The following is a 21,409-nucleotide window of genomic DNA, read 5'->3' as shown; positions in this document are numbered from 1 at the left end:
CTAATCTCATGATGTGGCGAAGTTTCTGGTGTGTCTGGGAGTCGGGCCACCCACGCTTGAAAAGACCCTGCCATTCCTACACATCTTACACAGCAAGAAGGATATGTCATCAGTCATTTGCGGGGAGTCTGATTTCGTATGGGAAAGGCGGCCAGGATGAGAACAGAGGTTGAGAATTGGATTCTGTCCCCGCCGGGAGGCGGTGTCGGGTGAATACCATCTCAGTACAGTCATTAAACTTGAAGGAGCGTCTATTGTAATTTTTTCCTCTTTACAGGAGAGGCTTGACTTTTAACGCCTTAAGGTAGCGCTTTGTTCGCTGTTTTTATGTGTGAGAATTCATGAAATCAGAAAGAATTGGCTTAACCATTTTCCATTCTTTTGAGTCATGAGCTGCGTGCCATAAATCATAATTTTTTTGGAGGTTGAGCCATAATTCCGGAGTAGTATCAAATGCCCTCGACAGCCTCAATGCCATGTCAGGCGTGACAGCTCCATGGGCGTTAATAATTTTTGACAATGTTTTTCTTGAAACACCCAAAATGGAAGCCATGTCCTGAATTGTGATGGATAGTGGTTTCAGGTAGTCTTCTTTTAAAATATTGCCGGGGTGTGTTGGTTGTCTTTTCATCGTTCCCATGTGACACCTCCTAATGATAATCGTCATAATCAACTACGTATGCGTCTCCATTGACGAACTCGAAAATTATACGCCAATTTCCTGAAACTCTTACTGAGTATTGGCCTTTTCGGTCACCGCTCAATGAGTGTAAGTTTGAGCCAGGGTAATTCATATCTTTTAAATCACTCGCTGCATTGAGTCGATCCAATATTCTTTCCAATTTGCTGGCATGTTCAGGTTTAATGCCTTTCTTGGTGCCGGAATAAAAAAAAAATTCTATCCCTTTATGCTTGAATGATTTGATCATGAATAAATTGTAACCTCACAGGTTACATATGTCAATGTGTGAATTTTATGGTTACAGCGAGCGCCGATTAGCCCTAAATCACTTCCAAATATCCAATACTCTTGGGTCATCCCCATTTATGTGAACATCTATCAGACGTCCTTGGTTCGTTCCAAAATAATCGGCTGAAGCCGCAATGATATAAGCAAGCATAATTCTCAAGTCATCTTGAGGGCCAATTGTTTTGGCAGTTGTTTTCCACAATTGTGCCTGTCGATTATGATCTTTCAGGTCGTACGCTTCCAATACCAGTGTTTTCGTGTACTCCGTTTTTTCAACTGTCTCGGTACTCGGAGGAACAGTAAACCACATCCATCCGACCGGATAGCTATACCCATATGACGTAACAAAGGTCTTTGAGGTTGTTTGCGGCTCTCCAATTCCATAAGCCAATCGGATTAGAAGATCAGCGTTTTTGGGGTCATTTGACCGCATACATCCTTTAGAAGACAAAGCATTCGATAAATATCTCGCAAACTCCTGAAACTGCAAATCATTGTCTTTGACGCCTTGCATAGCTGATATAATGAGATAGGTTTTGCCCTTTAAATTCGAGTTGGGATCCGCAATTGCATCGATTTTTACCGGAAATCCGTAACCTATGAGCATCCTCGGATCTGTGGGCGTTGACGGTGCTGTTGCGCAACTACTTACCAGCGCAAAAATCGTGGTCCAAAGTAAAAAATATAATGAACTCTTGATTCTTGATTGATTCATTTTCAACCTCTTTTCTTCAGGCTAACGAGTCTGTAGAAAAACCCGATTTCAAATGGTTCGCCCTCTAATGGCGGATTGATTTTTTTACCGCTTCCGATCTGGCTTCCCGGTTTATCTGTTCTGTTTCCAGCTTCTTTCTTGCCTGCTCCTGCCCTCCGGCTCCATTACTTTGCCAGAACCAGTTTTTTTGTCAAACAGTTTCAGCTTGTTACCGCCTATTACGCCATACTCGGTCCGTATCTCGCCACTTTTTTCAGGTTGTGGACAATGCAGAACAGGTTCCACTGGATGTTCACCTTTCTCTTGCCCCGCAAGGTAAAACGGTCCAGGCCCATGATGTGGCAGATGTTGGCAAAGGGCGGCTCCGCGATGGCTACACGCATGCTGTACAGGGCACGACCTGCGGTGGAGTCGATCTTTCGCTTCATCTTTTCGGTGAATGTTTCCTTTCCCTTGGCGGACCGGCCATGGAAGTAGGCAACCTGTCTGATTTTCGTCCGCTCGGGATGCCGAAGGCATTGCGTGCGGAGCTTGCAGGGGACACAAGCCGATTCCGGCCCCTTGAATTTGGTGGCCAAAAAATTTCTCACCGCGACATTGTTGCCGCTCCTGTCAAAGGTGCCGGGCAGGATCTGGCTGGCGAAGGGTGGGGCGGGGGTCAAATCTTTATTCTTGACAGCAGCGCTTCGGCTTTTGCGTATATGGCTTGCAGCTGCTTGTCCTTTGACCTTCCCCTTTTTTCATGATGGTAGAGAAGGGCTTAATACTTTTGTTAACAGTCTTTTTGTTTTTATTGTTTTATTAATCTTTTCAGCAGGATATCTTCAGCGTTCTGGCGTGAATCCAGTACTGACAATATATAAACTTTTTTGTCTGAAATTCTGTAGATAATCCTCCAAGGCGAGACAATAAGTTCCCGGTAAAGGAAAATGCCCTGTTCTTGGAGTTCAGGAACAAAGCGGCCTCTCTCTGGAAACTGCTTGAGGCTTGATGCTTTTTCTTTTATTTTTTCAAATATTATTTCGGCATTAGCGAGACTGTCTTCGGCAATATACAAAATGATATTTTTGAGATCATCCTCTGCAACACTGGCCCAAATTACCTTGTATGTTGGGTTCATTTGTCATGTTTTGCCAAAATGTTTTCAATGCCTTTAAAAACTTGCTCTTGGCTTTTTGTTTTCCCTTGTTTTATGTCTTCTTCGCCTTGGGAAATGAGTTTCAATAGGCCAATAGCTTTACGCATGTTGTCATAGCTTTCGGGATCTTGAAGAACGGCCCTTGGTTCGCCATTTTGGGTAATGACAACCGGGCGGTGGGTGTCGTTGATTTGTTTTAGAATATCAGCAGCGTGGGATTTGAGGAAGGAAATTGGTTTGATATCGGATGAGATGTTCATGTTGTGACCTCCTGTCCGAATATAGTACCACATTAAGACTGACTGTCAACCTGGATTTTTGCGCTTTTAGACTGTTAACGCCTAAAGGTATTGCCTTGTTATGTGTTTGATTTTTCAGTGTTTAATTTTGTATTTGCTTTAGGTAGTATTCTATTAGACCCTGAGCACTTATGAGTCATTGTGGGGCGGGGGCAAATCTTTATTCTTGACGGCAGCGCTTCGGCTTTTGCGTATATGGCTTGCAGCTGCTTGTCCTTTGACCTTCTCTTTTTTTCATGATGGTAGAGAAGGGGGGATGTTGTGTCAAGGATAAAGATTTGACCCCCATATTCCGCTCGGGATGCCGAAGGCATTGCGTGCGGAGCTTGCAGGGAACACAAGCCGATTCCGGCCCCTTGAATTTGGTGGCCAAAAAATTTCTCACCGCGACATTGTTGCCGCTGCGGTACAGCCGTTTTCCTGCCGGGCATACACAGTGGCTCAAGTCCTCCGGAAACACGAAGTCGGCGGTGGAGAATAGCTCTTTCCGGCCAGTCAATTTGGCCCGTTCCTTCCGATGCCGCTCCCGGTAGCGGTCCGCATCCACAAAACGCGGGTCACGCTTCCGGAAAAGGTTGTCCGCCACATAGGCGTCCACCTCGCCGGTAAACAGCATCTTCATGTTCTCTTCCGTGTGGAAGCCGCTGTCCGCCGAGAGCTTGGTTTCCGTGAAAACATCCTCATTCTTGCCGATGGCCTGGAAGTTTTCCCTGGTTGCCTCCACCATGGGCATGAGCAGATCATGCTCCTGGGCCTCACCGAACGCCTCGGCATGCACGATGATCTGGTGCTTGCCGTCCACGGTGGTCACCCCGTCATAGCCCTGGATCACCCCATGGGAGGTCTTCATCTTGGCCGACTCGTTGTCCGTGATGTTGCTCTTCTTCGGCTTGCCGGTTTTCCCGGGCTTATCATCGTGATCTTTCAGCCATTCCCTGATTTTGCTGGCCCGTTTCCGCAGGGTTTCCACATACTGTTCTTCCCTGGCAACGATATCCTTGTCCGTCTGCCTGTGGTCCTGCTCCCGGTGGGTGGTGATGATGTGGGCTATGGCCTTTTCAAGCTTGGCCGCCTTTTTCTCGAAATCCGCCCTGGTGCCGCTCCATTCCTTACTGGCATTCGAAGGTATCTTGCAGCCGTCGATGGCGAACATCTCCTTGCCGATCAGGCCAAGGTCGTCGCAGACCAGCAGCACATCCCGGAACAGGTGGATGATCTCCTTGTCCATGGAGGAGATGAAATCGGCAATGGTGGTGAAATGGGGCCGGGTGTCGGCGGAGAGCGCCATGAAGACCACGTTTTCCCGGCAGGCCTGCTCGATCTTCCGGCTGGAGACAATGCCCCGCGAGTAGGCGTAGAGCACGATTTTCAAAAGAATCCGGGGATCGTAGGCGGTGGCGCCGGTCTGGTCGTTGCCGAAGCGGGCGTCGAACAGGGACAGGTCAAGTTCGTGGTCGATGAGGTGGTTCAGGGAGTACTCGAAGGTGCCGGGTAAAATCTGCTTGGCAAAGTGGACGGGGATGAACTTTCCTTGGGCGTAGGAGTAAGGTTTGTAGCGGGCCATGATGCAATACCCTTGTGCTAAAGTTAAGCGGTTGTGTTCCGGGATATCGCAGTCATTGTACAGTGATCACGCACACAAATAAAGTCGAAATTACAATGAGTTGAGTTTTTCTACAGGCTCAACGTTAAGCTCACTTGCGCCGCTGGCGGGTTTGCCCGATAAGGTGCCGTGCTTTCTCGGCGTCAAGTGAAGCGTCGTGTTATGCGCTTTTTCTCGTATTTTTCCCGCCAGGGGTGCCGATGGGCGGCGCCGGGCGAAAACCTGGAGTCCCGGTCGTCCGTCCATAAGGCTGGCCCTGGCGGAAGATTTTTCGTTGACAGGTTTCCCCGTGTCGCGTAAATTGACCTTATCTTGCTGATTTTTCTATCTTTCCTCTCGTTTTTTCTTGTTTTCCCCGTTACATCATTTTGATTCCGAATTAAGGCACCCAGACCCGAATAACATGGGGGCCTCAAGTAGCCTATTCATTTCATATTGATGTCAAATTGGTTTCTTGATAATCTTATATTGGTGTATCCGTTAATCTCTGATTCAATATGAGGCTGTCATGAAGAAGAAAAAAAACAAGATCGTCGGGGCGGCTGTTCCGCCTGTTTCTGTTCCACCTGTTGTTTCCCCTGAGCTTTGTTCTACCACCTTGCGTTTACCTGAGCATCTTTCCCAGAAAATGAAGGATTGCGCGGCCTTTTACGGTGTTTCCCTTAATGCAGTTGTCTGTATTGCCCTTGGCGACTTTCTTAAAGACAAAGGCTTTCTTTAATTTCTATGCCGGTTGCTGCCGCTGAAGCCGTTCCTACGAGCTAGCGGCGGCAGTGGCCGGCTATTTTAACCATGCTCGCTTTGCTCGGTTCGATGGCCCTTTTTTAATCGCATAACGAATTGCTCACCGGAGAGGGCCGCTTTTTGGCCCGAATCCGGTGGAGCAAATGGTGTACGCCCGGCATGGGCGTGATCTTATGGGGTGCAAGTCCCCTGTACCTGAACCCTGCTGCTATCATGTGATGGTAGCGAAAGTACTAGCCGAAGGCAAGGGCGATCTCGCGAGGGCTCGTCTGAAGGAAGCCGGAGTGCAAAGCTATGAGCCGACGAACAGAAATGGCATATAAGGCCCAGTTTCCGGGTAAGTCAGCACAACATGACGAAGCCCAGGGTTTGCGGAGATAGGGTAAATGCCGCGGTTGTGTAGCGAAAGATCACGAACTTATCCGGGGAGGCCTGCCCGGCAGGCGGTCCAGTTGACACTGGACAGCGTCCTTGGTGGCAACACGGAGGAAGATCGGGCAGGAGTCAGCAGAGGTCATAGTAGTTCGCCTCCCGCGAACGAAGGACCGAACCCAGAGAAGGGAGAAGGCCTGTCAAGCTCGTCCACCGCAATGAACCTGACCGGGGAAGCGGCTGGCCGGCGCGTTGGCGGGAAACCGGCTCCCAAACAGGACCTGCTGGAACGGATATTGTCCCGAGAGAACATGCTCAAGGCATGGGAACGGGTGAAGGCCAACAAGGGAGCGCCGGGCATAGATGATATGCCCATCTCCGATTTCATGGCCTTTGCCCGTGAGCATTGGGAAACGATCCGGTCTTCGCTTCTGGCGGGTTCCTATCATCCCTCGCCGGTCAAACGGGTGGAAATACCAAAACCCACGGGCGGCAGCCGTCCGCTGGGTATCCCAACCGTTCTCGACCGGCTGATCCAACAGGCCGTGGCGCAGGTGCTGCTGCCGATCTTCGACCCGCACTTTTCGGAGGCTAGCTTCGGCTTCCGGCCGGGGCGTTCGGCCCACGACGCCGTCTACCGGGTGCGCGACCATATCTGCAAGGGGTATCGCGTGGCCGTGGACGCCGACCTGTCGAAGTTTTTCGACACTGTGGACCATGACGCCCTGATGTGTCGGGTCGGCCGGAGAATCCGCGACAAGCGGGTTCTGCACTTGATCGGCAAGTATCTGCGGGCCGGGGTGGTGATCGACGGCCGCCTTCAGAGCACTCGCAAAGGGGTGCCCCAAGGCGGTCCGTTGTCGCCGCTGCTGGCCAACATCCTTCTGGATGATCTGGACAAAGAGCTGGAAAAGCGGGGGCACCGCTTTGCCCGTTACGCCGACGACTTTGTCGTGTTGGTGAAAAGTCGGCGGGCGGGAGAGCGGGTAATGGCGAGCATCTGCCGCTTCCTCGACAAACGGCTCAAGCTCTCGATCAACCGGGAGAAGAGCAAGGTGGCCCCGACCGACGGGATCACCTTCCTCGGTTTTACCTTCAAGGGTGCCGCCATTCGCTGGTCGGACAAAGCCTTCGCCGAGTTCAAGCGGCGGGTGCGGAAGCTGACCGGTCGGAGTTGGGGAGTCTCCATGGCATACCGTTACGCCAAACTGGCGGAATACCTTCGCGGCTGGATGGGCTATTTCGGGATCGTCAAGTATTACCGGCCGATACCGGAACTAGATCACTGGCTGCGAAGGCGGCTGCGCATGTGCTACATCAAGCAATGGCGGAGGTGCCGAACCAAGGTCCGCGAATTGACAAGGCTCGGCACCAACCTGCGGCTGGCCATCTCCATCGGCCTGAGCCGCAAGGGGCCATACAGACTCGCCAAAACCCTGGCGACCCAATCGGGGATGACCAACAAATGGCTGAAGGATCAAGGTCTGTTGTCGGTGAAAGACCTGTGGGTGAGAATCCATTATCCCCCTCAAGGGGGGACTGGAAATAGCCCGGCTACGGCCCGGTAACTCTTGGGAACCGCCTAGTGCGGACCCGCTTGCTAGGTGGTGTGGGGAGGGGGAGGGAGAACCTCCTCCTTACCCGATTATGGTGTTCTTCTCTTCATTTTAGTGATATTGTTTCTACCCCATTCACAGACTTTAGACGCGCAACGCAGCATCAATATAGGAGAAAAATGTTGAACCAATTCACCATAACGAATTTCATTGGGATATTTTGATGCGCCTTGTTGCTCACATTTCAAGAGTGCTCCTACAGTTCCATTTCCTATGTTTGCATCAACTACCTGCGAAAGTAGTCTGGCGCCCGTGCAAGGCTGTGATCCAGCAACACCAGTTCCTTCAAGATCACAAAAACAGAGATCCTTAATCAAACCAGAAAAATCATGTGATCTCTTTTTCAATTCTTTGGTTGAGTAGCCCGCTTGTTCAAGAAGAGCTTTTAATGAAATTTCGCATGATAGCAAACTTAGGTACAAAACAGCTCTACCGGTTTCATCATCCACATTGTCTTTACCAAGAAATGATTCCGCAGCGTCTATAAGTCGCTGACTGAATTGTAGACTATATTCCACTTATTGCCTCCAGGACCCCATAACCGCCGGTATAAGGCGCGGTGGCTTTTTATCGCCGTAATTAATACCACGGATATGTTTAAAAACTGGGTTATATCCCAGTAGAGTTTTTTTCTACGTCTATCTTTTTCAGTATATTTTCAGCTCGTTTCAACTCCTGTAAAAGCAAGACATAATGCTTCACTAATTTAAATTCTGTATAACCATTGGCTTGCTTCCACCATGAATAACCAATTCCGTTACCGGGCTTTGCAACTATCTGTCCGTTAATTGGCTTTGCTTCAAGATATACTATCGTTTTATTGGTTCCTGGATCTTCCCATGCCCAAATATACAGCCTTGATGCAAAATTTGTAGATACGGTTTGAGTTTTGTTTTTAAGACTGTATGCTGTTATTGGGTTTGAAGAACCATTGAATAGAAAAAATGAATTGACATCAGGGATTGATACGTTCGTAGAAAAGTCTCCCTGTGGGATCTCAACCTCTAGGTACCAGCTGTTAACTCCCGATTGTCTCAATGTTTCGAGTTTTTTACATTGAGGTGTAATCCCCCGACTTACATAGGGAAGCTCTCTATCAATGGACGTATACATAGGAAAAGAATTTGCCTGATAGGCTGAAAATTCTTGCTGGAATATTTCACGATCAGCTTCAGCGCATTTTCCGCATGATGGTGTTTCAACGTAATAAAAATCTAATTTTTTCCTATCAATGATTTCATATGATTTTGATCTAAATGCCTCGCTTAAGGCGAAAATAAGCTTTTCAGGATCGGTATTATCAAAATTAACAAATGCATCTTTTATATCCATGTGAGCCAAATTCGAATATTTGAAATCCACTCTATCAAACGTCGTAGCACAACCGGAAATTAGAAATAGCATGAGCAAAACTACAACCTTTTTCATTTTACCTCCAAACCATAACAGTGTGCTATGCCGGACGGGTTAATATGCTTATATACAGGTGACGGTATATCACAATATTGGCCCGTACTGCGTAATATTTTTTTCGTTGCTAATTGCGTGATAATAAAAGAATATGGATAATAATCCTCCGTTCGTCAATCAAAAAAACAGTCAGGATTTTATGGATTGGAAGTCGTATGAAAAATTGCTGGTTGTCGCCGATGTGCCTGTCAAGCAAAGGCAGTGGTATGTGCGTTGGGCGCAGAAATTTTTACGCGGCATTGTTGGTGAGCCCAGCCAGATAACCCCGCAGCAGATGAATGATTTTCTTATTCAGTTGCAGGAACAAGAAAAGCGGCAGGATTGGCAGGTTGCTCAGGCTTCAGAAGCTTTGCGGCTTTTGGCACAGAAACAGTTGCAACTCCCCTGGGCAAACGCTTGGCAGGAGTTGGTCACAGTTGTTGCCTCTGCTGCTGGGGAGGGGCAGGAGGCAGAGGCTTCTGGGAATCCTGTTATGGCGCCCCAACTCGAGCCGGCCTTCTTGGCAAAAAAAAACTATGCAGTACGCGCCGATTTGCTCGGTCTTTTTCACAACAGCGCCCGGTTAAAACATTACTCATTGCGAACAGAAAAGTCATACGATGGCTGGATCAACAGATTCCTCGTATTTCACAGCGAGCGTACACTCGGTTCTTGCGGGGCAAGGGAGGTTCGCCTGTTTTTGGAGCATCTGGCCAGAGACCGGAAGGTGGCGGCCTCAACTCAGAAGCAAGCACTCAATGCCCTGGTGGTTTTTTTTGATCAGGTTCTTGGCCGTCCTTTTGGGGATCTGGGAGCCTTTGTTCAGGCAAAGAGAGCAAAACGGCTGCCGGTGGTGCTCAGTATTTCCGAGGTCCAACGGCTGCTAGAAAAACTTTCCGGCGTTCATCTGCTAATGGCCGGTTTGATGTACGGGAGCGGCCTGCGCCTGATGGAGTGTATGCGGCTGCGGGTGATGGATCTGGATTTTGATCGGCAAGAACTCATTGTGCGGCGCGGCAAGGGAGACAAGGACAGAGTGACACTGTTGCCCGCCCGGTATCTACAGGACATCAAGCTGCATTTAGCCGAGGTGAAAAAGATCCATGAAGGCGATCTGGCCAGGGGGCACGGCCGGGTCTATATTCCTGAGGCCCTGGCCCGCAAGTATCCCAAGGCAGCTTATGAGTGGGGCTGGCAGTACGTGTTTCCGGCCACTCGTCTGAGCGTGTTTGACGGCCAGGTGATGCGGCATCATCTGCATGAGAGCGTGTTGCAGGGTGCCATCAAGTCGGCAGCCTTGGCGGCTGGAATCCCCAAACGGGTCAACTGCCACGCCCTGCGGCATTCCTTTGCCACCCACCTTCTGGAAAACGGCTACGATATCCGTACGGTGCAGGAGCTTTTGGGCCACGCCGACGTCTCCACCACCATGATTTACACCCACGTGCTCAACCGCGGCGGCCGCGGGGTGGTCAGCCCCCTGGACGGGCTGCGCTGATTGGCCCGGTTTCCTGGAGCTTTCCGCCTTCCTGAAAAATGACGAATCGGGCCACTTGACCGGGCTGCCGCCTTGTGCCTAGAATGAAAGGTGAGCACGGATACAATCACTCCCGGAGGTGTGTCATGAAAAAATGCAGCCTGCACGACTTTATGGAAGAATTGCGGCCCTGGCTTGACCAGGATCATATCCGCAGCGGCGAGGTCAACGACGCCGGCCACTTCACCATCCACTTTCTGGACGGCATGAAAAACGTCTACCAGATTGACGACTGCAACAGGGAGCAGATCCTGTCGGTGCTGGCCGATCTCAAGAAACGCGGCATCCCGGTGAAGGGGTAGGCGGATTTTCACCCCGCCCTGTTTTCCTCCTTGACAGCGCGGCAAGATTTAATTACATACTTAATATCGGTATAAATACCGATATGCCATTGCTCCCCAAAGTCAGGAACCGTTCCTGACAGCATTACTTCCTTCCCAGGAAAATGTCCGTCCCGTCACCCCACGGGGCGGACATTTTTTTTGCCTTCCCGCCCCGGCGTCTCTCCGGGCGGAGAAAAAAAGATGGATAGCGCCGGAACGCTGTGGCATAATTTTTTATTGTCGGAGTGGGCGGTTGCCCCCTCCTTTTTTACTCTCCAAGGTGTATCCGCCCGCCATGAAACAGGCTTCCTCTTTCTTCCCGCGGCGCCGCCGGCTCTTTTGCCTGCTGCTCCTGCTCTGCGCGTTTTTTTCCGGCGCCGCCTCCGCCGGCGGGGAGGCGCGCCCGGTTTACCTCATCCCGGTTTCCGGGGACGTGGAGCCGGGCATGGCCGCCTATATCGAGCGCTGCCTTGCCGAGAGCAGGAACAACGACAAGGCCCTCATCGTTCTGGAGCTGGACACCTTTGGCGGCCGGGTCGATTCGGCCCTCGCCATTGTCGACATCCTGCTTGCCGCCGCCCCGCGCAGCACGGTGGCGTACGTGCAGACCAAGGCCATCTCCGCCGGCGCCCTCATCGCCCTGGCCTGCAACCGCCTGGTCATGAAACCGCACTCCACCATCGGCGACTGCGCGCCCATCACCTTTGCCCAGGACGGTCCCAAGATGCTCGGGGAAAAATTCCAGTCGCCGCTGCGGGCCAAGTTCCGGACCCTGGCCCGGAAAAACGGCTACCCGGAGCGGCTGGCCGAGGCCATGGTCACCGCCGAGATGGAGGTGCTGAGGATTGTCCAGGACGGCAGGGTTCGCTATCTCGAAGCCTCCGAGTACAACGAGCTTTCCGAGGCCGAGAAGAAGACGGTGCGGGAAAAAAAGACCGTGGTGGCCAAAGGCGCCCTCCTGACCATGGATAATGAAGAGGCCCTGACCCTGGGCTTTTCCTCGGCCACCGCCGAAAACATCGAGGAGCTGCTGGCCGGGATGGCCATCGGCGACTATACGCTGATCCGCCAGGAGCAGAACTGGTCGGAAACCCTGGGCCGCTTCATCACCGCCATCGCCCCCGTTCTCGTCATGATCGGCCTGGCCGCCCTCTATATCGAATACAAGGCGCCCGGCTTCGGCCTGCCGGGGATCGTCGGCCTCTTCTGCCTGGGGCTGGTCCTCTTCAACCAGTACCTCATGGGCCTTGCCGGCCATACCGAACTGCTGCTCATCCTCCTGGGCGTCGTCCTCCTGGCCATGGAGATCTTCGTCCTGCCCGGTTTCGGCATTGCCGGGCTCGCCGGAATCTTCGCCATCTGCCTCGGCCTGATCCTCTCCTTTCAGGACTTTGTCCTGCCCGATCCGGCGCAACCCTGGCAGAAGGAGATCCTGCTCGCCAATATTTCCGTGGTCCTGGGCTCCTTTGTTTTCGCCTTCCTCTCCGCCATGCTCTTTCTCCGCTACCTGCTGCCCCGCCTGGCCGGGGTGGTGGCAGGCCCGTACCTCGCCTCGGACCTGGCCGATTCCCATGCCGATTCCACGGAAAGGGCGGGGGTGGCCGCGGGCAGCCGCGGGCTGGCCCAGACCCCGCTCCGGCCGGCGGGCAAGATGCGGATTGGCGAAACGGTTATCGACGTGGTCACCGAAGGGGAGTTCATCGAAAAGGGGAGCCCCCTGGTGGTCTCGGCCCTGCGGGGCAACGTGGTGGTGGTGCGGAGGGAGGGGCCGTGAAGGGGCTTGTCCTGCCGCTCAGCCTGCAGCTGATCGGCATGGTGGTGGTCTTCGCCGAGGTGATCCTGCCATCCGGCGGCCTGCTCTCCCTGCTGGCCATGGGGGTTTTCGCCTATTCGCTCCATCTGGTCTTCGGCCAGTTCGGGCAGGGGCCGGGGCTGCTTCTGGTGGGCCTCGATCTTGTCCTGATTCCGGTGCTGGTGGTGGCATGCTTCAGACTGCTGGCCCGTTCGCCGATGACCCTGCGCGCCGAATTGAAACGGGAGGACGGCGTCAGTTCGCAGGCCCCGGAGCTTGCCGATTTTCTCGGCCTGGAGGGAAGGACCGTTACTCCCCTGCGGCCGGCCGGGGCCGCCATCTTCTCCGGTCGCCGTCTCGATGTGGTGAGCCGCGGGGAGTTTCTTGAAAAGGATACGCAAGTCAAGGTCATCGCCGTGACCGGTAATCAGATAATCGTCAGAGCAAAAGCACATCAGGGGGATTGAGCATGGAATTGGCCCAGATCATGGTTGTCGCGGTAGTCATTGCCTTTATCGTTCTTCTCTACTTTGTCGGCTCCGCCCTGTCGTTGTGGGTGCAGGCCCTGGTTTCCGGGGCCAGGGTCAACCTGCTCAGTATTGTCTTCATGCGCTTCCGGAAGGTGCCGCCCAAGCTGATCGTGGAAAGCAAGATCATGGCGGCCAAGGCCGGGCTGGTGATTTCCACCGACGACCTGGAATCCCACTACCTGGCCGGCGGCAACGTCCTGCGGGTGGTGCAGGCGCTCATTGCCGCGGACAAGGCCAATATCGAGTTGAACTTCAAGCGGGCCGCGGCCATCGACCTGGCCGGGCGCAACGTGCTTGAGGCGGTGCAGATGAGCGTCAACCCCAAGGTCATCGAGACGCCGCTGGTGGCGGCCATGGCCAAGGACGGCATCCAGCTGAAGGCCATTTCCCGGGTGACGGTGCGCGCCAACATCGACCGTCTGGTCGGCGGCGCCGGCGAGGAGACGGTGCTGGCCCGGGTGGGCGAGGGCATCGTCACCACCATCGGTTCGGCCGAGTCCCACAAGCATGTGCTGGAAAACCCCGACCTTATCTCGAAAAGGGTGCTGGAGAAGGGTCTTGATGCCGGCACGGCCTATGAGATTCTTTCCATCGACATCGCCGATGTCGATGTCGGCAAGAACATCGGCGCCGAGCTGGAAACGGACCGGGCCGAGGCGGACAAGAAGATCGCCCAGGCCAAGGCCGAGGAGCGGCGGGCCATGGCCTTTGCCGTCGAGCAGGAGATGAAGGCCCGGGTGGAGGAGATGCGGGCCAAGGTGGTGGAGGCCGAAGCGGAGATTCCCCTGGCCATGGCCGAGGCCTTTCGGGAAGGGAACCTGGGGATCATGGATTATTACAAGATGAAGAATGTCATGGCCGACACCGAGATGCGCAGCGCCATCGCCGCGCCCGCGCAGGGGGAGAAGCCCAGGAATGACTGAGTTTTTTCCTTGCCTGAAGCAGGAGGGGGAATAAATGGGTTTTTGGGAAAATATTTTTCCGCTCATCGTCATCTATCTCATCTGGAAGGTCATCAGCAAGGCCCAGAAGGCGGTGCCGACGGAGGAGGCCGAGCAGCAGGAGGCCGGGGCAGGACAGCCGCCCCTCAATGCCGCCGACCTTCTCCGTCTTCTCCTTGCGGGGCGGACCCCGCCGCCGTTGCCCGTACCCGCAGGCCGGCAAGGCAAGGAGGCGGAGGGCGGGCGGCCGCGCCCTGCCCGGCAGGCCGGGCGGGTGCTGATCCCGGCCGAGGAAGGCGAAAGCCGGGCCAGGCCGGCGAAGAAGGCGACGGCGGTCGTCGCCACGGCGCCCGCCCCGGCCAGGCCGGCGGTCCGGAAGCGTTTGCAGCAGGCGGTGATCTGGGCGGAGATTCTCGGCAAGCCGGTGAGCCTGCGCAAGGAATGAATGGAGCCCCGGGCAAGCGCCGGGCGCATGGGGAAGGTGCGGTTATGACGGAACAGGGACTGTCTGCGGAAGACCGGGAACGCTACATCATTCTTAAAAACGCGGTGGAGAACACCAACGAGGCCTTTGTCACCATCGACGAGGACTCCAGGGTGATTTTCTTCAACAAGGCGGCGGAGTGTCTTTTCGGCTACCGCCGCGAGGAGGTGATGGGCCGGGATCTGGCCGAGATCTTGAGCCCTTCCTGCCGGGCCGGGCACCAGGAGGCGGTCGCCCGTTATGTGGCCACCGGCGAGGCGAGGATGATCGGCCATGAGAGCGAGGTACAGATAACCCGCAAGGACGGCGGCATCCTGCCCGCGGCCATCTCCTTTTCCAAGGCGCGGTTGAACGGCAGATATTACTTCACCGGCCTGATCCGGGATCTCACCGACACCAAGAGCCTCCAGGCCCGCCTGATCCAGAACGAGCGGCTGGCCGCCCTGGGCACGGCCATCGCCGAGATCAACCACGAGATCAAGAACCCCCTCATCATGATCGGCGGCTTTGCCAGGCAGCTCTTGCGCAAGGCCACCGACGAGAAGGATCTGGCCAAGCTGACCATCATCGTCGACGAGGTGAACCGGCTGGAGAATCTGCTGGCCGGTCTCCGGGATCTCTACAAGCTGCAACAGCTCAAGATGGCGGCCGTCTCCCTCAACGATCTGCTCAGGGAGGTGGTCGACCTGGCGCAATCACATGCCGGCTGCGAGAAAAACGGCATCGAGGTGACCCTGGACGCCGCGGCCGACGTGGTGGTCGAGGTGGACCGGGAGAAGATGAAGCAGGTCCTCCTGAATCTGGTGAAAAACGGCATCGAGGCGAGTTTCCCCGGCGGCAAGGTGGTGGTGAGCACCAGGATGCGGGAACCCCTGGTCGAGGTGCTGGTCACCGACACGGGCGAGGGGATCCCGGAGGAGATCAAGAAGCGGATGTTTTCCCCCTTTTTCACCACCAAGGAGCAGGGCACCGGCCTGGGACTGAGCATCTCCAAACGCATCATCGAGGATCATCCCGGCTGCTCCTTCGTGATCGAGAGCGAGGAAGGCAAGGGCACCGCCGCCATCATCGGCATCTATCTCATCAAGAAATGATTTCCCCTTTCCTCTTCTTCAGGCCCGCCTTCCTCTCTCGTTGCGTTTCAGGTCGGCCAGGGAGTGGTAGAGTATGCTGGCCATGTAAAAGAAGAGGCCGGCCGCCCCAAGGGCGGTGATCTCCGGCATGGTCAGGGCGCTGATCCTGAAAACGAAACGCAGGGGCGTGTACATGAGAACGGCCTGGAGCAGGCCGGAGAAAAGCGCGGCCGCCCAGACCCATTTGTTGGAAAAGAAGGGAACCTGATAGGATTTTCTGATCACGAAGATCAGGATCACCTCGTAGAGCACCACGAAGTTGAAGACCATGGTCTGGCCCCGCATCAGTTCCTCCGCGTCGTCCACTCTCCCCCCGAACATGGCGAAGAGCCCCAGGGCAAAGAAGGCGCCCACCGTGCCCAGCACCGCGATCAGGGCGAGTTTGGGGCCGGGCAGGATGTTTTCGTCCCTGGGTTTCGGCCGGCGGCGCATGATGTCGCGGCCGTACGGGTCCACGGTGTAGGCCAGGGCCGGGGCGCCGTCGGTGACCATGTTGATCCAGAGCAGGAGGATGGCGGTAAGGGGCAGGTTCATGTCGAGGATGGCGGCGAGAAAGATGATCAGCACCTCGCCCAAGTTTCCGGAAAGCAGCAGCATGATCGATTTCTGGATGTTGTCGTAGATGCCCCTGCCTTCCTCGATGGCGTTGACGATGTGGCTGAAGCTGTCATCCAGGAGGACGAAATCCGCCGCCTCCTTGGCCACCTCGGTGCCGCTGCCCACCGCCACGCCGATGTCCGCCTTCTTCAAGGCCGGCGCGTCGTTCACCCCGTCCCCGGTCATGGCCACCGTGTGCCCCATGCGCTGCAGGGCGGTGACGATCCGCTGCTTGTGTTCCGGGATCACCCTGGCAAAGATATTGGTGTTGTCGCGCAGGGCCGCGATCAGTTCGTCCTCGCTCATTCCGTCGAGGGTGGCGCCGTCGCGGAGGGCTCCTTCGATGCCAAGTTCGGCGCCGATGGCCTTGGCGGTCGCCTGGTAATCGCCGGTGATCATGATGACCCTGATCCCGGCCTCCTTGGTTCTTTTCAGGGATTCGAGCACATCGAGGCGGGGTGGGTCGATCATGGCCTGGAGGCCGACGAAGATCAGATCCTCCTCCCTGAATTCTTCCCTGCCCGCCACCGGTTTATAGGCAAAGCCCAGCACCCGCAGGGCCCTGCCGGCATAGACGTCGTTTTGCTCCTCGATGAAACGGCGCAGGTCGTCGGTGAGCGGCACCACCTCGCCGTTGACCTGCGCCATGCCGCAGCAGGCAAGGAGATGGCCGGGCGCCCCCTTGCAGTACATGGTCATTTCCCCTTCGCTTCGGCCGAGCACGCTCATCATCTTGCGGGTCGAGTCAAAGGGGATCTCGTCGAGGCGGTCGGATCTCGCGGCAACACCCGCCTTGGCCGCCGCCGCGAGGAGAGCGCCTTCCGTCGGATCGCCGATGACCTGCCAGAGACCGTCCTTCTCGACAAGACTCGCGTTGTTGCAGATGATCCCCACCGTGAAGAGCAGGGGCGCCAACGGCCGGGAAAGCTCGCCTGCCGGGGAGTAGCCGCTGCCGGACAAGGCCGCCTCCCCGGCCAGGGTCCAGGCGTGGCGGACGGTCATCTGGTTTTCCGTAAGGGTGCCGGTTTTGTCGGTGCAGATCACATCGCAGCTGCCAAGGGTTTCCACCGAGGAGAGCCGGCGGACCAGGGCCTTTTTGGCAAGCAGCCGTTTTACCCCGATGCTGAGGGCGATGTTGACCACGGCCGGCAGGGCGGTGGGGACGGCGGCCACGGCCAGGCTGATGGCGATGAAGATAAAGGCGATGAAGAGTTCCCGGCTGATGCCGCCGTTGTCCAGGTATTCCCGCAGGGCAAAGAGAAAGAAGATCAGAACGCAGATGGCGATGATCACGGCGCCGAGCTTTTTGCCGAAGAGGTGCAGCCTTTTCTGGAGAGGGGTCATCCCCTCCTCGGCCTCGCTGACCAGCCTGCTGATCTTGCCGATCTCCGTAGCCATGCCCGTCGCCACCACCACGGCGGTGCCGTTGCCGGTGACCACCGAAGTCGAGGAAAAGAGCATGTTGCGGCGGTCGCCGAGCTGGACCTCGCTGTTGATGGCGGCGGCGTTTTTTTCCGCCGGCACGCTCTCGCCGGTGAGCGCCGCCTCTTCCACCTTGAGCCGCACCGCTTCGACGAGCCTGGCGTCGGCCGGCACCTTGTCCCCGGCCTCGACCTGGATGAGATCGCCCGGCACAAGCTCCCGGGCATCGATGATGGCGCGCCGGCCGTCGCGGATGACGGTGGCGCGGATTGCCGAGAGTTTTTTCAGCGCTTCCAGCGAGCGGTGCGCGCTCAGCTCCTGGAAAAACCCGATGCAGGCGTTGGCGAGCAGGATCGCCAGGATGATCAGGGAATCGAGATACTCGCCGATCAGCAGGGCAAAGGCCACGGCAAAGAGCAGGACATAGATGATGAAGTTCTTGAACTGGCCGAGAAAAAGCAGGAGGGGATTGATGCCGGCTTCCACGGCGATGGCGTTGGCGCCGTGTTCGACCAGCCTGCGTCCGGCTTCCTCCGGGGAAAGCCCCCTGGCCTGCGTACGCAATCGGGCAAAGACACTTTCCGGGCTCTGCTGGTAATATTCCATGGCCGCCGGCTTACCGGTCGTAATCCTTGAGCTTGTCCAGCTCTTTTTGCGCGCAGTCCGGGCAGATGCCGTGGGTGAAGGTGGCGTCGGAATGGTGATGGATAAAGGTTTCGAGCTGCTGCCAGTAGCCCCGGTCGTCGCGGATCTTCTTACAGGTGGCGCAGATGGGCAGCATGCCGCTCAGAACCTTCACCTTTTCCAGGGCCTGGCTGAGTTCGCCGATGAGCTTTTCCCTTTCCGCCTCCAGCTCCTTCCGGACCGTGATGTCCCGGCCGACGCTGACGATCTCCCGCACTTCGCCGTCTCCGTCGACAAAGGCCTTGGCGGACCAGTGGAACCAGCGCCAGCCAGCGGCGGTCAAGGCTCTTTCCTCGTGGTTCGCGGCGTAGGGCGGTGAGAAGATTTCCGCCAGGGAATCGCGCACCCTTTCCCGGTCATCCTCGTGAATGAGGGGGAAAAGGTTTGTGCCGAGGAGTTCCGCCTCCTGTTTGGCAAAGGTGGCGAGGTAGGAGGGGCTGACAAAGGTGAACCGCAGCTGCGGGTCGATTTTCACGATCAGGTCGGCCTGATTTTCCACGATGAGGCGGTGTTTTTCCTCGCTTTCCTTTAAGTTCCGCTCGGCTTCGCTGCGGGCCTTTTCAAAACGGAGGATCTTGTCCCGGCAGAAGAATATGCCCAGGAGACCCAGGAGCCAGATGGCGGCATGGCCGAGAGAGGAGGCGCGCAGGGAGTAGCGCCGGTGTTGGTTCAAGGTCTCCATGGGCAGGGAGACGCTGACTCCGCCGCGGACCTCCCCCACCGTGTATCCCTGGTGGCCATGGCATTTGAGGCAGCCTTTTTCGACATAAATCGGCTTCATGAGGCGCAGGAACGGCTTGCCCCCGATCTCGGTGAACTCATGGAATTCCGTAAGGCCTGTCTGGAACTTTTCCAGCACCGATTTCTCCCACGGGTCGGGCCGGTTTTCCGGGCGCAGGGGCTTCAGGCTGGTGATATGCCCGCCTATGCCGTAATTTTTGCTGAAGTCCTCGTTGAGCTGCCTGACCATGTAGGCCGGGTTCATCAGGGTAAGCGCCTTGCCGGAGGGAGTGTTGATATCCCGTTCGGGCACATGGCCGAGAAAGGGGTTGGGGCGGGTCCGCTCGCTTACCGGCACATAAACGCCGCCATGGGTGGCGCTCCACTGCCTTAAGGCCACGTCCCGGTTGAAATACGCCTTTGCCTCGGCAAAGGCGATTTCGTCGATTTCCCGATTGTAATGGGAGGCGTACCAGAATGCGGACAGGCCGACGAGGCAGGTCAGGAGCGAGGCGACAATGAGGGAATACCGTTCAATGCGCCAAGAGGCGTCGGTCACGGTTTTCGGCTGGCTGGCGTCGGACATGCTCACTCCCTCTCTCTGCGCGGATGAAAGCATTATCGCACCGCAGGGGGAAAGGGGTCAAAGCATTTTTAGGCCAGGGTCGTTAGTCGGCCACCCCTTTGCTGAGCAGTTCCCGTTCGCGCTGGCGGATGTAGCGCGCCAGGTCATCCTCCTCCCTGGGGCCTGTCAGGAAGGAGACGCCGTAGCAGTTGAGGCCGTGCTGTTTGTCCCGGAAGGAACGCACCACCTCGCCGCGGCGGATGGTTTTTTCCAGGCCTCCGGCAAGGGCGGTATCGTCTTTGGCCGGGATGAAGAGGGCGATGTCCAGCAGGGAGGAACGGGCGAGGTCAACGGGGTTTTTGCCGCAGAAGAGCATGCCGCCGGCGCTGATGTTTTTCACGGTGAAGCCGGAAAAGTGCGTGCCGTTGCTGCGGAAGGAAACCTTGCAGCCCTGGGGGGCGGCCACCCGGTAGCTGGCCCGGCGCTGCAGGCGGAAAATCTCGTCGGGCGGCGCGGCATGCAGGGTGGTGTCGGCGGTGGCCAGAATGCGGACATCGAAATGGTGGGAAATCTTTGTCTCGTCTTTGAAGATGACACGGACCCTGGGGCAGGGGCGCCAGTTGCGGGGCTTGTCGATGAGAAGCTCATTTTCCCCTGTTTCGAGGAGAAGGGTGAGGCCGGACTGGTAGCCCGGCGAGGCGAGAAAGACGGGCAGGCGTTTTTCGATGAGGCGTCCGACCGTTTGTTCGATGAGCTCCCTGGAGGTGGAGCTTTCATAGCCTGCGCCGATGTTCTGCCAGCCCGGGAGGGGGGGTCTTTTTTGCATGGCCCTTTTTCAGTTGTCCGGAAATCGTCTCGCGGCTCAGGGTATGGGGTTGTTTTGATTCGCTTTTGTTTTTTGAAAGGTTACGGGGAATTCCCCAGGCAGACAATAAGGGGGACTCTGTATTTTTTGCCGGGGCCGCGCCCTGCTCAGGCCTCCTGGGAGATCAGCACCCTGTTGCGGCCGGCGTCCTTGGCCTGATACAGGGCCTGGTCGGCAAAGGTGAGAAGATACTCGGGTTTTTCCGGTTTGTTGGCCGCCACCGAGGCGAGGCCGATGCTTATGGTAACCCGCATGGAACAGGTCTGGTCCTGGTGGACGAAATGTTCCGCCCTGGCGCGGATACGTTCGGCAATGCGCCGGGCCCCGTCGATATCGGTATTGGGCAGGAGGATGGCGAACTCCTCGCCGCCGTATCTGGCAACCGTGTCGGTTTTCCGGGCTTCCTGGAGAATCTGGGCCGCGGTGTTTTTCAAGACCATGTCGCCGAAGGGATGACCACAGCTGTCGTTGACATCCTTGAAGCGGTCCAGGTCGAGCATCATGCAGGAGAGATCGGTTTTGTGGCGTTGGCTCAAATGGAACTCATGGCGGAGCATTTCCTGGAAATAGCGGTGATTGTGCAGGCCGGTCAGGCTGTCCCGGCTGGTCTGTTCGCGCAGCGTCCTGTTGAGCTGCTGCATCTCCGCCGCGATCCTGCTCATGCGGTTGGCATAGGAGATGAGCAGGCTGATGAGGATCACCGTGATTCCCGAGGTGATGCCGCCCACCAGCAGGTGTTCGGTGTCCAGGTAAGGGATCTGGGGATGAAAATAGAGATCGATGAGAGGGCTGATATTGGCCATGACCAAGATGATGGTCAGATAGATCAGCAGCCGTATTATCCTCTTGTCCATCGCTCCCTCTTTCCGTAAACACACCTTCCCGCAGCCTGCTGATACACTCTAGCAAA

General features: G+C 56.1%; 22 protein-coding genes. 9 read left to right on the top strand and 13 right to left on the bottom strand.

Annotation, left to right across the window (positions count from 1 at the left end):
* Positions 1 to 325: 325 nt before the first annotated feature.
* The 7 genes from ACUUL3_RS08230 to ACUUL3_RS08200 all read right to left on the bottom strand — a co-directional run bounded on the left by ACUUL3_RS08230 (position 326) and on the right by ACUUL3_RS08200 (position 4,686).
* Positions 326 to 640, bottom strand: a complete 315-nt coding sequence (locus ACUUL3_RS08230) for a HigA family addiction module antitoxin (RefSeq protein ID WP_448556278.1) — start codon at positions 638 to 640, stop codon at positions 326 to 328.
* Between the two features lie 10 nt (positions 641 to 650).
* A complete protein-coding gene (locus ACUUL3_RS08225; RefSeq protein WP_448556276.1) occupies positions 651 to 929 on the bottom strand; it encodes a type II toxin-antitoxin system RelE/ParE family toxin in 279 nt (92 codons plus the stop codon).
* A gap of 78 nt (positions 930 to 1,007) precedes the next feature.
* A complete protein-coding gene (locus tag ACUUL3_RS08220; RefSeq protein WP_448556275.1) occupies positions 1,008 to 1,685 on the bottom strand; it encodes a DUF4136 domain-containing protein in 678 nt (225 codons plus the stop codon).
* A 218-nt stretch (positions 1,686 to 1,903) separates the two neighbouring features.
* Positions 1,904 to 2,347 (bottom strand): transposase, encoded by a 444-nt coding sequence (locus ACUUL3_RS08215; protein ID WP_448556274.1) that lies wholly within the window; start codon positions 2,345 to 2,347, stop codon positions 1,904 to 1,906.
* 128 nt (positions 2,348 to 2,475) lie between these two features.
* Complete coding sequence (locus ACUUL3_RS08210; RefSeq protein ID WP_448556272.1) at positions 2,476 to 2,805, bottom strand: type II toxin-antitoxin system RelE/ParE family toxin; 330 nt, start codon at positions 2,803 to 2,805, stop codon at positions 2,476 to 2,478.
* Positions 2,802 to 3,083, bottom strand: a complete 282-nt coding sequence (locus ACUUL3_RS08205) for a type II toxin-antitoxin system Phd/YefM family antitoxin (RefSeq protein ID WP_448556270.1) — start codon at positions 3,081 to 3,083, stop codon at positions 2,802 to 2,804. The genes ACUUL3_RS08210 and ACUUL3_RS08205 overlap by 4 nt, the downstream gene beginning before the upstream one ends.
* A 199-nt stretch (positions 3,084 to 3,282) precedes the next feature.
* Complete coding sequence (locus ACUUL3_RS08200; protein ID WP_448556268.1) at positions 3,283 to 4,686, bottom strand: transposase; 1,404 nt, start codon at positions 4,684 to 4,686, stop codon at positions 3,283 to 3,285.
* A gap of 547 nt (positions 4,687 to 5,233) precedes the next feature.
* Between ACUUL3_RS08200 and ACUUL3_RS08195 the strand changes: the two genes are divergently transcribed.
* Positions 5,234 to 5,446, top strand: a complete 213-nt coding sequence (locus ACUUL3_RS08195) for a hypothetical protein (protein ID WP_448556267.1) — start codon at positions 5,234 to 5,236, stop codon at positions 5,444 to 5,446.
* Between the two features lie 613 nt (positions 5,447 to 6,059).
* Positions 6,060 to 7,409 (top strand): group II intron reverse transcriptase/maturase, encoded by a 1,350-nt coding sequence (ltrA, locus tag ACUUL3_RS08190; RefSeq protein WP_448553455.1) that lies wholly within the window; start codon positions 6,060 to 6,062, stop codon positions 7,407 to 7,409.
* A 77-nt stretch (positions 7,410 to 7,486) separates the two neighbouring features.
* Here the strand turns inward: ltrA and ACUUL3_RS08185 are convergent, their stop codons facing one another.
* Both ACUUL3_RS08185 and ACUUL3_RS08180 read right to left on the bottom strand, forming a co-directional pair.
* Positions 7,487 to 7,975: a hypothetical protein gene (locus ACUUL3_RS08185; protein WP_448556265.1), complete on the bottom strand. Its 489-nt coding sequence runs from the start codon at positions 7,973 to 7,975 to the stop codon at positions 7,487 to 7,489.
* A 91-nt stretch (positions 7,976 to 8,066) separates the two neighbouring features.
* On the bottom strand, positions 8,067 to 8,885 hold the full coding sequence (locus ACUUL3_RS08180) for a hypothetical protein (protein WP_448556263.1): 819 nt from the start codon (positions 8,883 to 8,885) through the stop codon (positions 8,067 to 8,069).
* Between the two features lie 133 nt (positions 8,886 to 9,018).
* On the opposite strand from ACUUL3_RS08180, the gene ACUUL3_RS08175 reads away from it, so the two are divergent.
* The 7 genes from ACUUL3_RS08175 (at position 9,019) to ACUUL3_RS08145 (ending at position 15,607) form a co-directional block, all read left to right on the top strand.
* The gene (locus tag ACUUL3_RS08175; protein ID WP_448556261.1) at positions 9,019 to 10,404 is read left to right on the top strand and encodes an integron integrase; all 1,386 of its coding nucleotides are present in this window, start codon (positions 9,019 to 9,021) and stop codon (positions 10,402 to 10,404) included.
* 125 nt (positions 10,405 to 10,529) lie between these two features.
* A complete protein-coding gene (locus ACUUL3_RS08170) occupies positions 10,530 to 10,745 on the top strand; it encodes a hypothetical protein (protein ID WP_448556259.1) in 216 nt (71 codons plus the stop codon).
* Between the two features lie 316 nt (positions 10,746 to 11,061).
* Positions 11,062 to 12,540 carry an NfeD family protein gene (locus ACUUL3_RS08165; RefSeq protein ID WP_448556257.1) on the top strand — a complete coding sequence of 493 codons (1,479 nt, stop codon included), beginning with the start codon at positions 11,062 to 11,064 and terminating at the stop codon, positions 12,538 to 12,540.
* Positions 12,537 to 13,025: an NfeD family protein gene (locus tag ACUUL3_RS08160; protein WP_448556255.1), complete on the top strand. Its 489-nt coding sequence runs from the start codon at positions 12,537 to 12,539 to the stop codon at positions 13,023 to 13,025. Before ACUUL3_RS08165 ends, ACUUL3_RS08160 begins: the two co-directional genes overlap by 4 nt.
* 2 nt (positions 13,026 to 13,027) lie before the next feature.
* The gene (gene floA / locus ACUUL3_RS08155) at positions 13,028 to 14,011 is read left to right on the top strand and encodes a flotillin-like protein FloA (RefSeq protein WP_448556254.1); all 984 of its coding nucleotides are present in this window, start codon (positions 13,028 to 13,030) and stop codon (positions 14,009 to 14,011) included.
* A 34-nt stretch (positions 14,012 to 14,045) separates the two neighbouring features.
* Positions 14,046 to 14,474, top strand: a complete 429-nt coding sequence (locus tag ACUUL3_RS08150) for a hypothetical protein (RefSeq protein ID WP_448556252.1) — start codon at positions 14,046 to 14,048, stop codon at positions 14,472 to 14,474.
* A 44-nt stretch (positions 14,475 to 14,518) separates the two neighbouring features.
* On the top strand, positions 14,519 to 15,607 hold the full coding sequence (locus tag ACUUL3_RS08145; RefSeq protein ID WP_448556251.1) for a two-component system sensor histidine kinase NtrB: 1,089 nt from the start codon (positions 14,519 to 14,521) through the stop codon (positions 15,605 to 15,607).
* An 18-nt stretch (positions 15,608 to 15,625) separates the two neighbouring features.
* On the opposite strand, the gene ACUUL3_RS08140 is transcribed toward ACUUL3_RS08145, so the two are convergent.
* The 4 genes from ACUUL3_RS08140 to ACUUL3_RS08125 all read right to left on the bottom strand — a co-directional run bounded on the left by ACUUL3_RS08140 (position 15,626) and on the right by ACUUL3_RS08125 (position 21,353).
* Positions 15,626 to 18,271, bottom strand: coding sequence for a cation-translocating P-type ATPase (locus ACUUL3_RS08140; protein WP_448556249.1), 2,646 nt, complete (start codon positions 18,269 to 18,271; stop codon positions 15,626 to 15,628).
* Positions 18,272 to 18,281: 10 nt separating this feature from the next.
* Positions 18,282 to 19,655 (bottom strand): c-type heme family protein, encoded by a 1,374-nt coding sequence (locus ACUUL3_RS08135; protein ID WP_448556247.1) that lies wholly within the window; start codon positions 19,653 to 19,655, stop codon positions 18,282 to 18,284.
* Positions 19,656 to 19,737: 82 nt separating this feature from the next.
* Positions 19,738 to 20,460: a flagellar brake protein gene (locus ACUUL3_RS08130; protein ID WP_448556245.1), complete on the bottom strand. Its 723-nt coding sequence runs from the start codon at positions 20,458 to 20,460 to the stop codon at positions 19,738 to 19,740.
* Positions 20,461 to 20,606: 146 nt separating this feature from the next.
* A complete protein-coding gene (locus tag ACUUL3_RS08125; protein WP_448556243.1) occupies positions 20,607 to 21,353 on the bottom strand; it encodes a GGDEF domain-containing protein in 747 nt (248 codons plus the stop codon).
* Between the last annotated feature and the right edge of the window lie 56 nt (positions 21,354 to 21,409).

The organism is Thiovibrio sp. JS02, assembly GCF_053485635.1.
The sequence above is the reverse complement of the archived record's forward strand: the minus strand, read 5'-3'. Positions and strand labels throughout refer to the sequence as shown.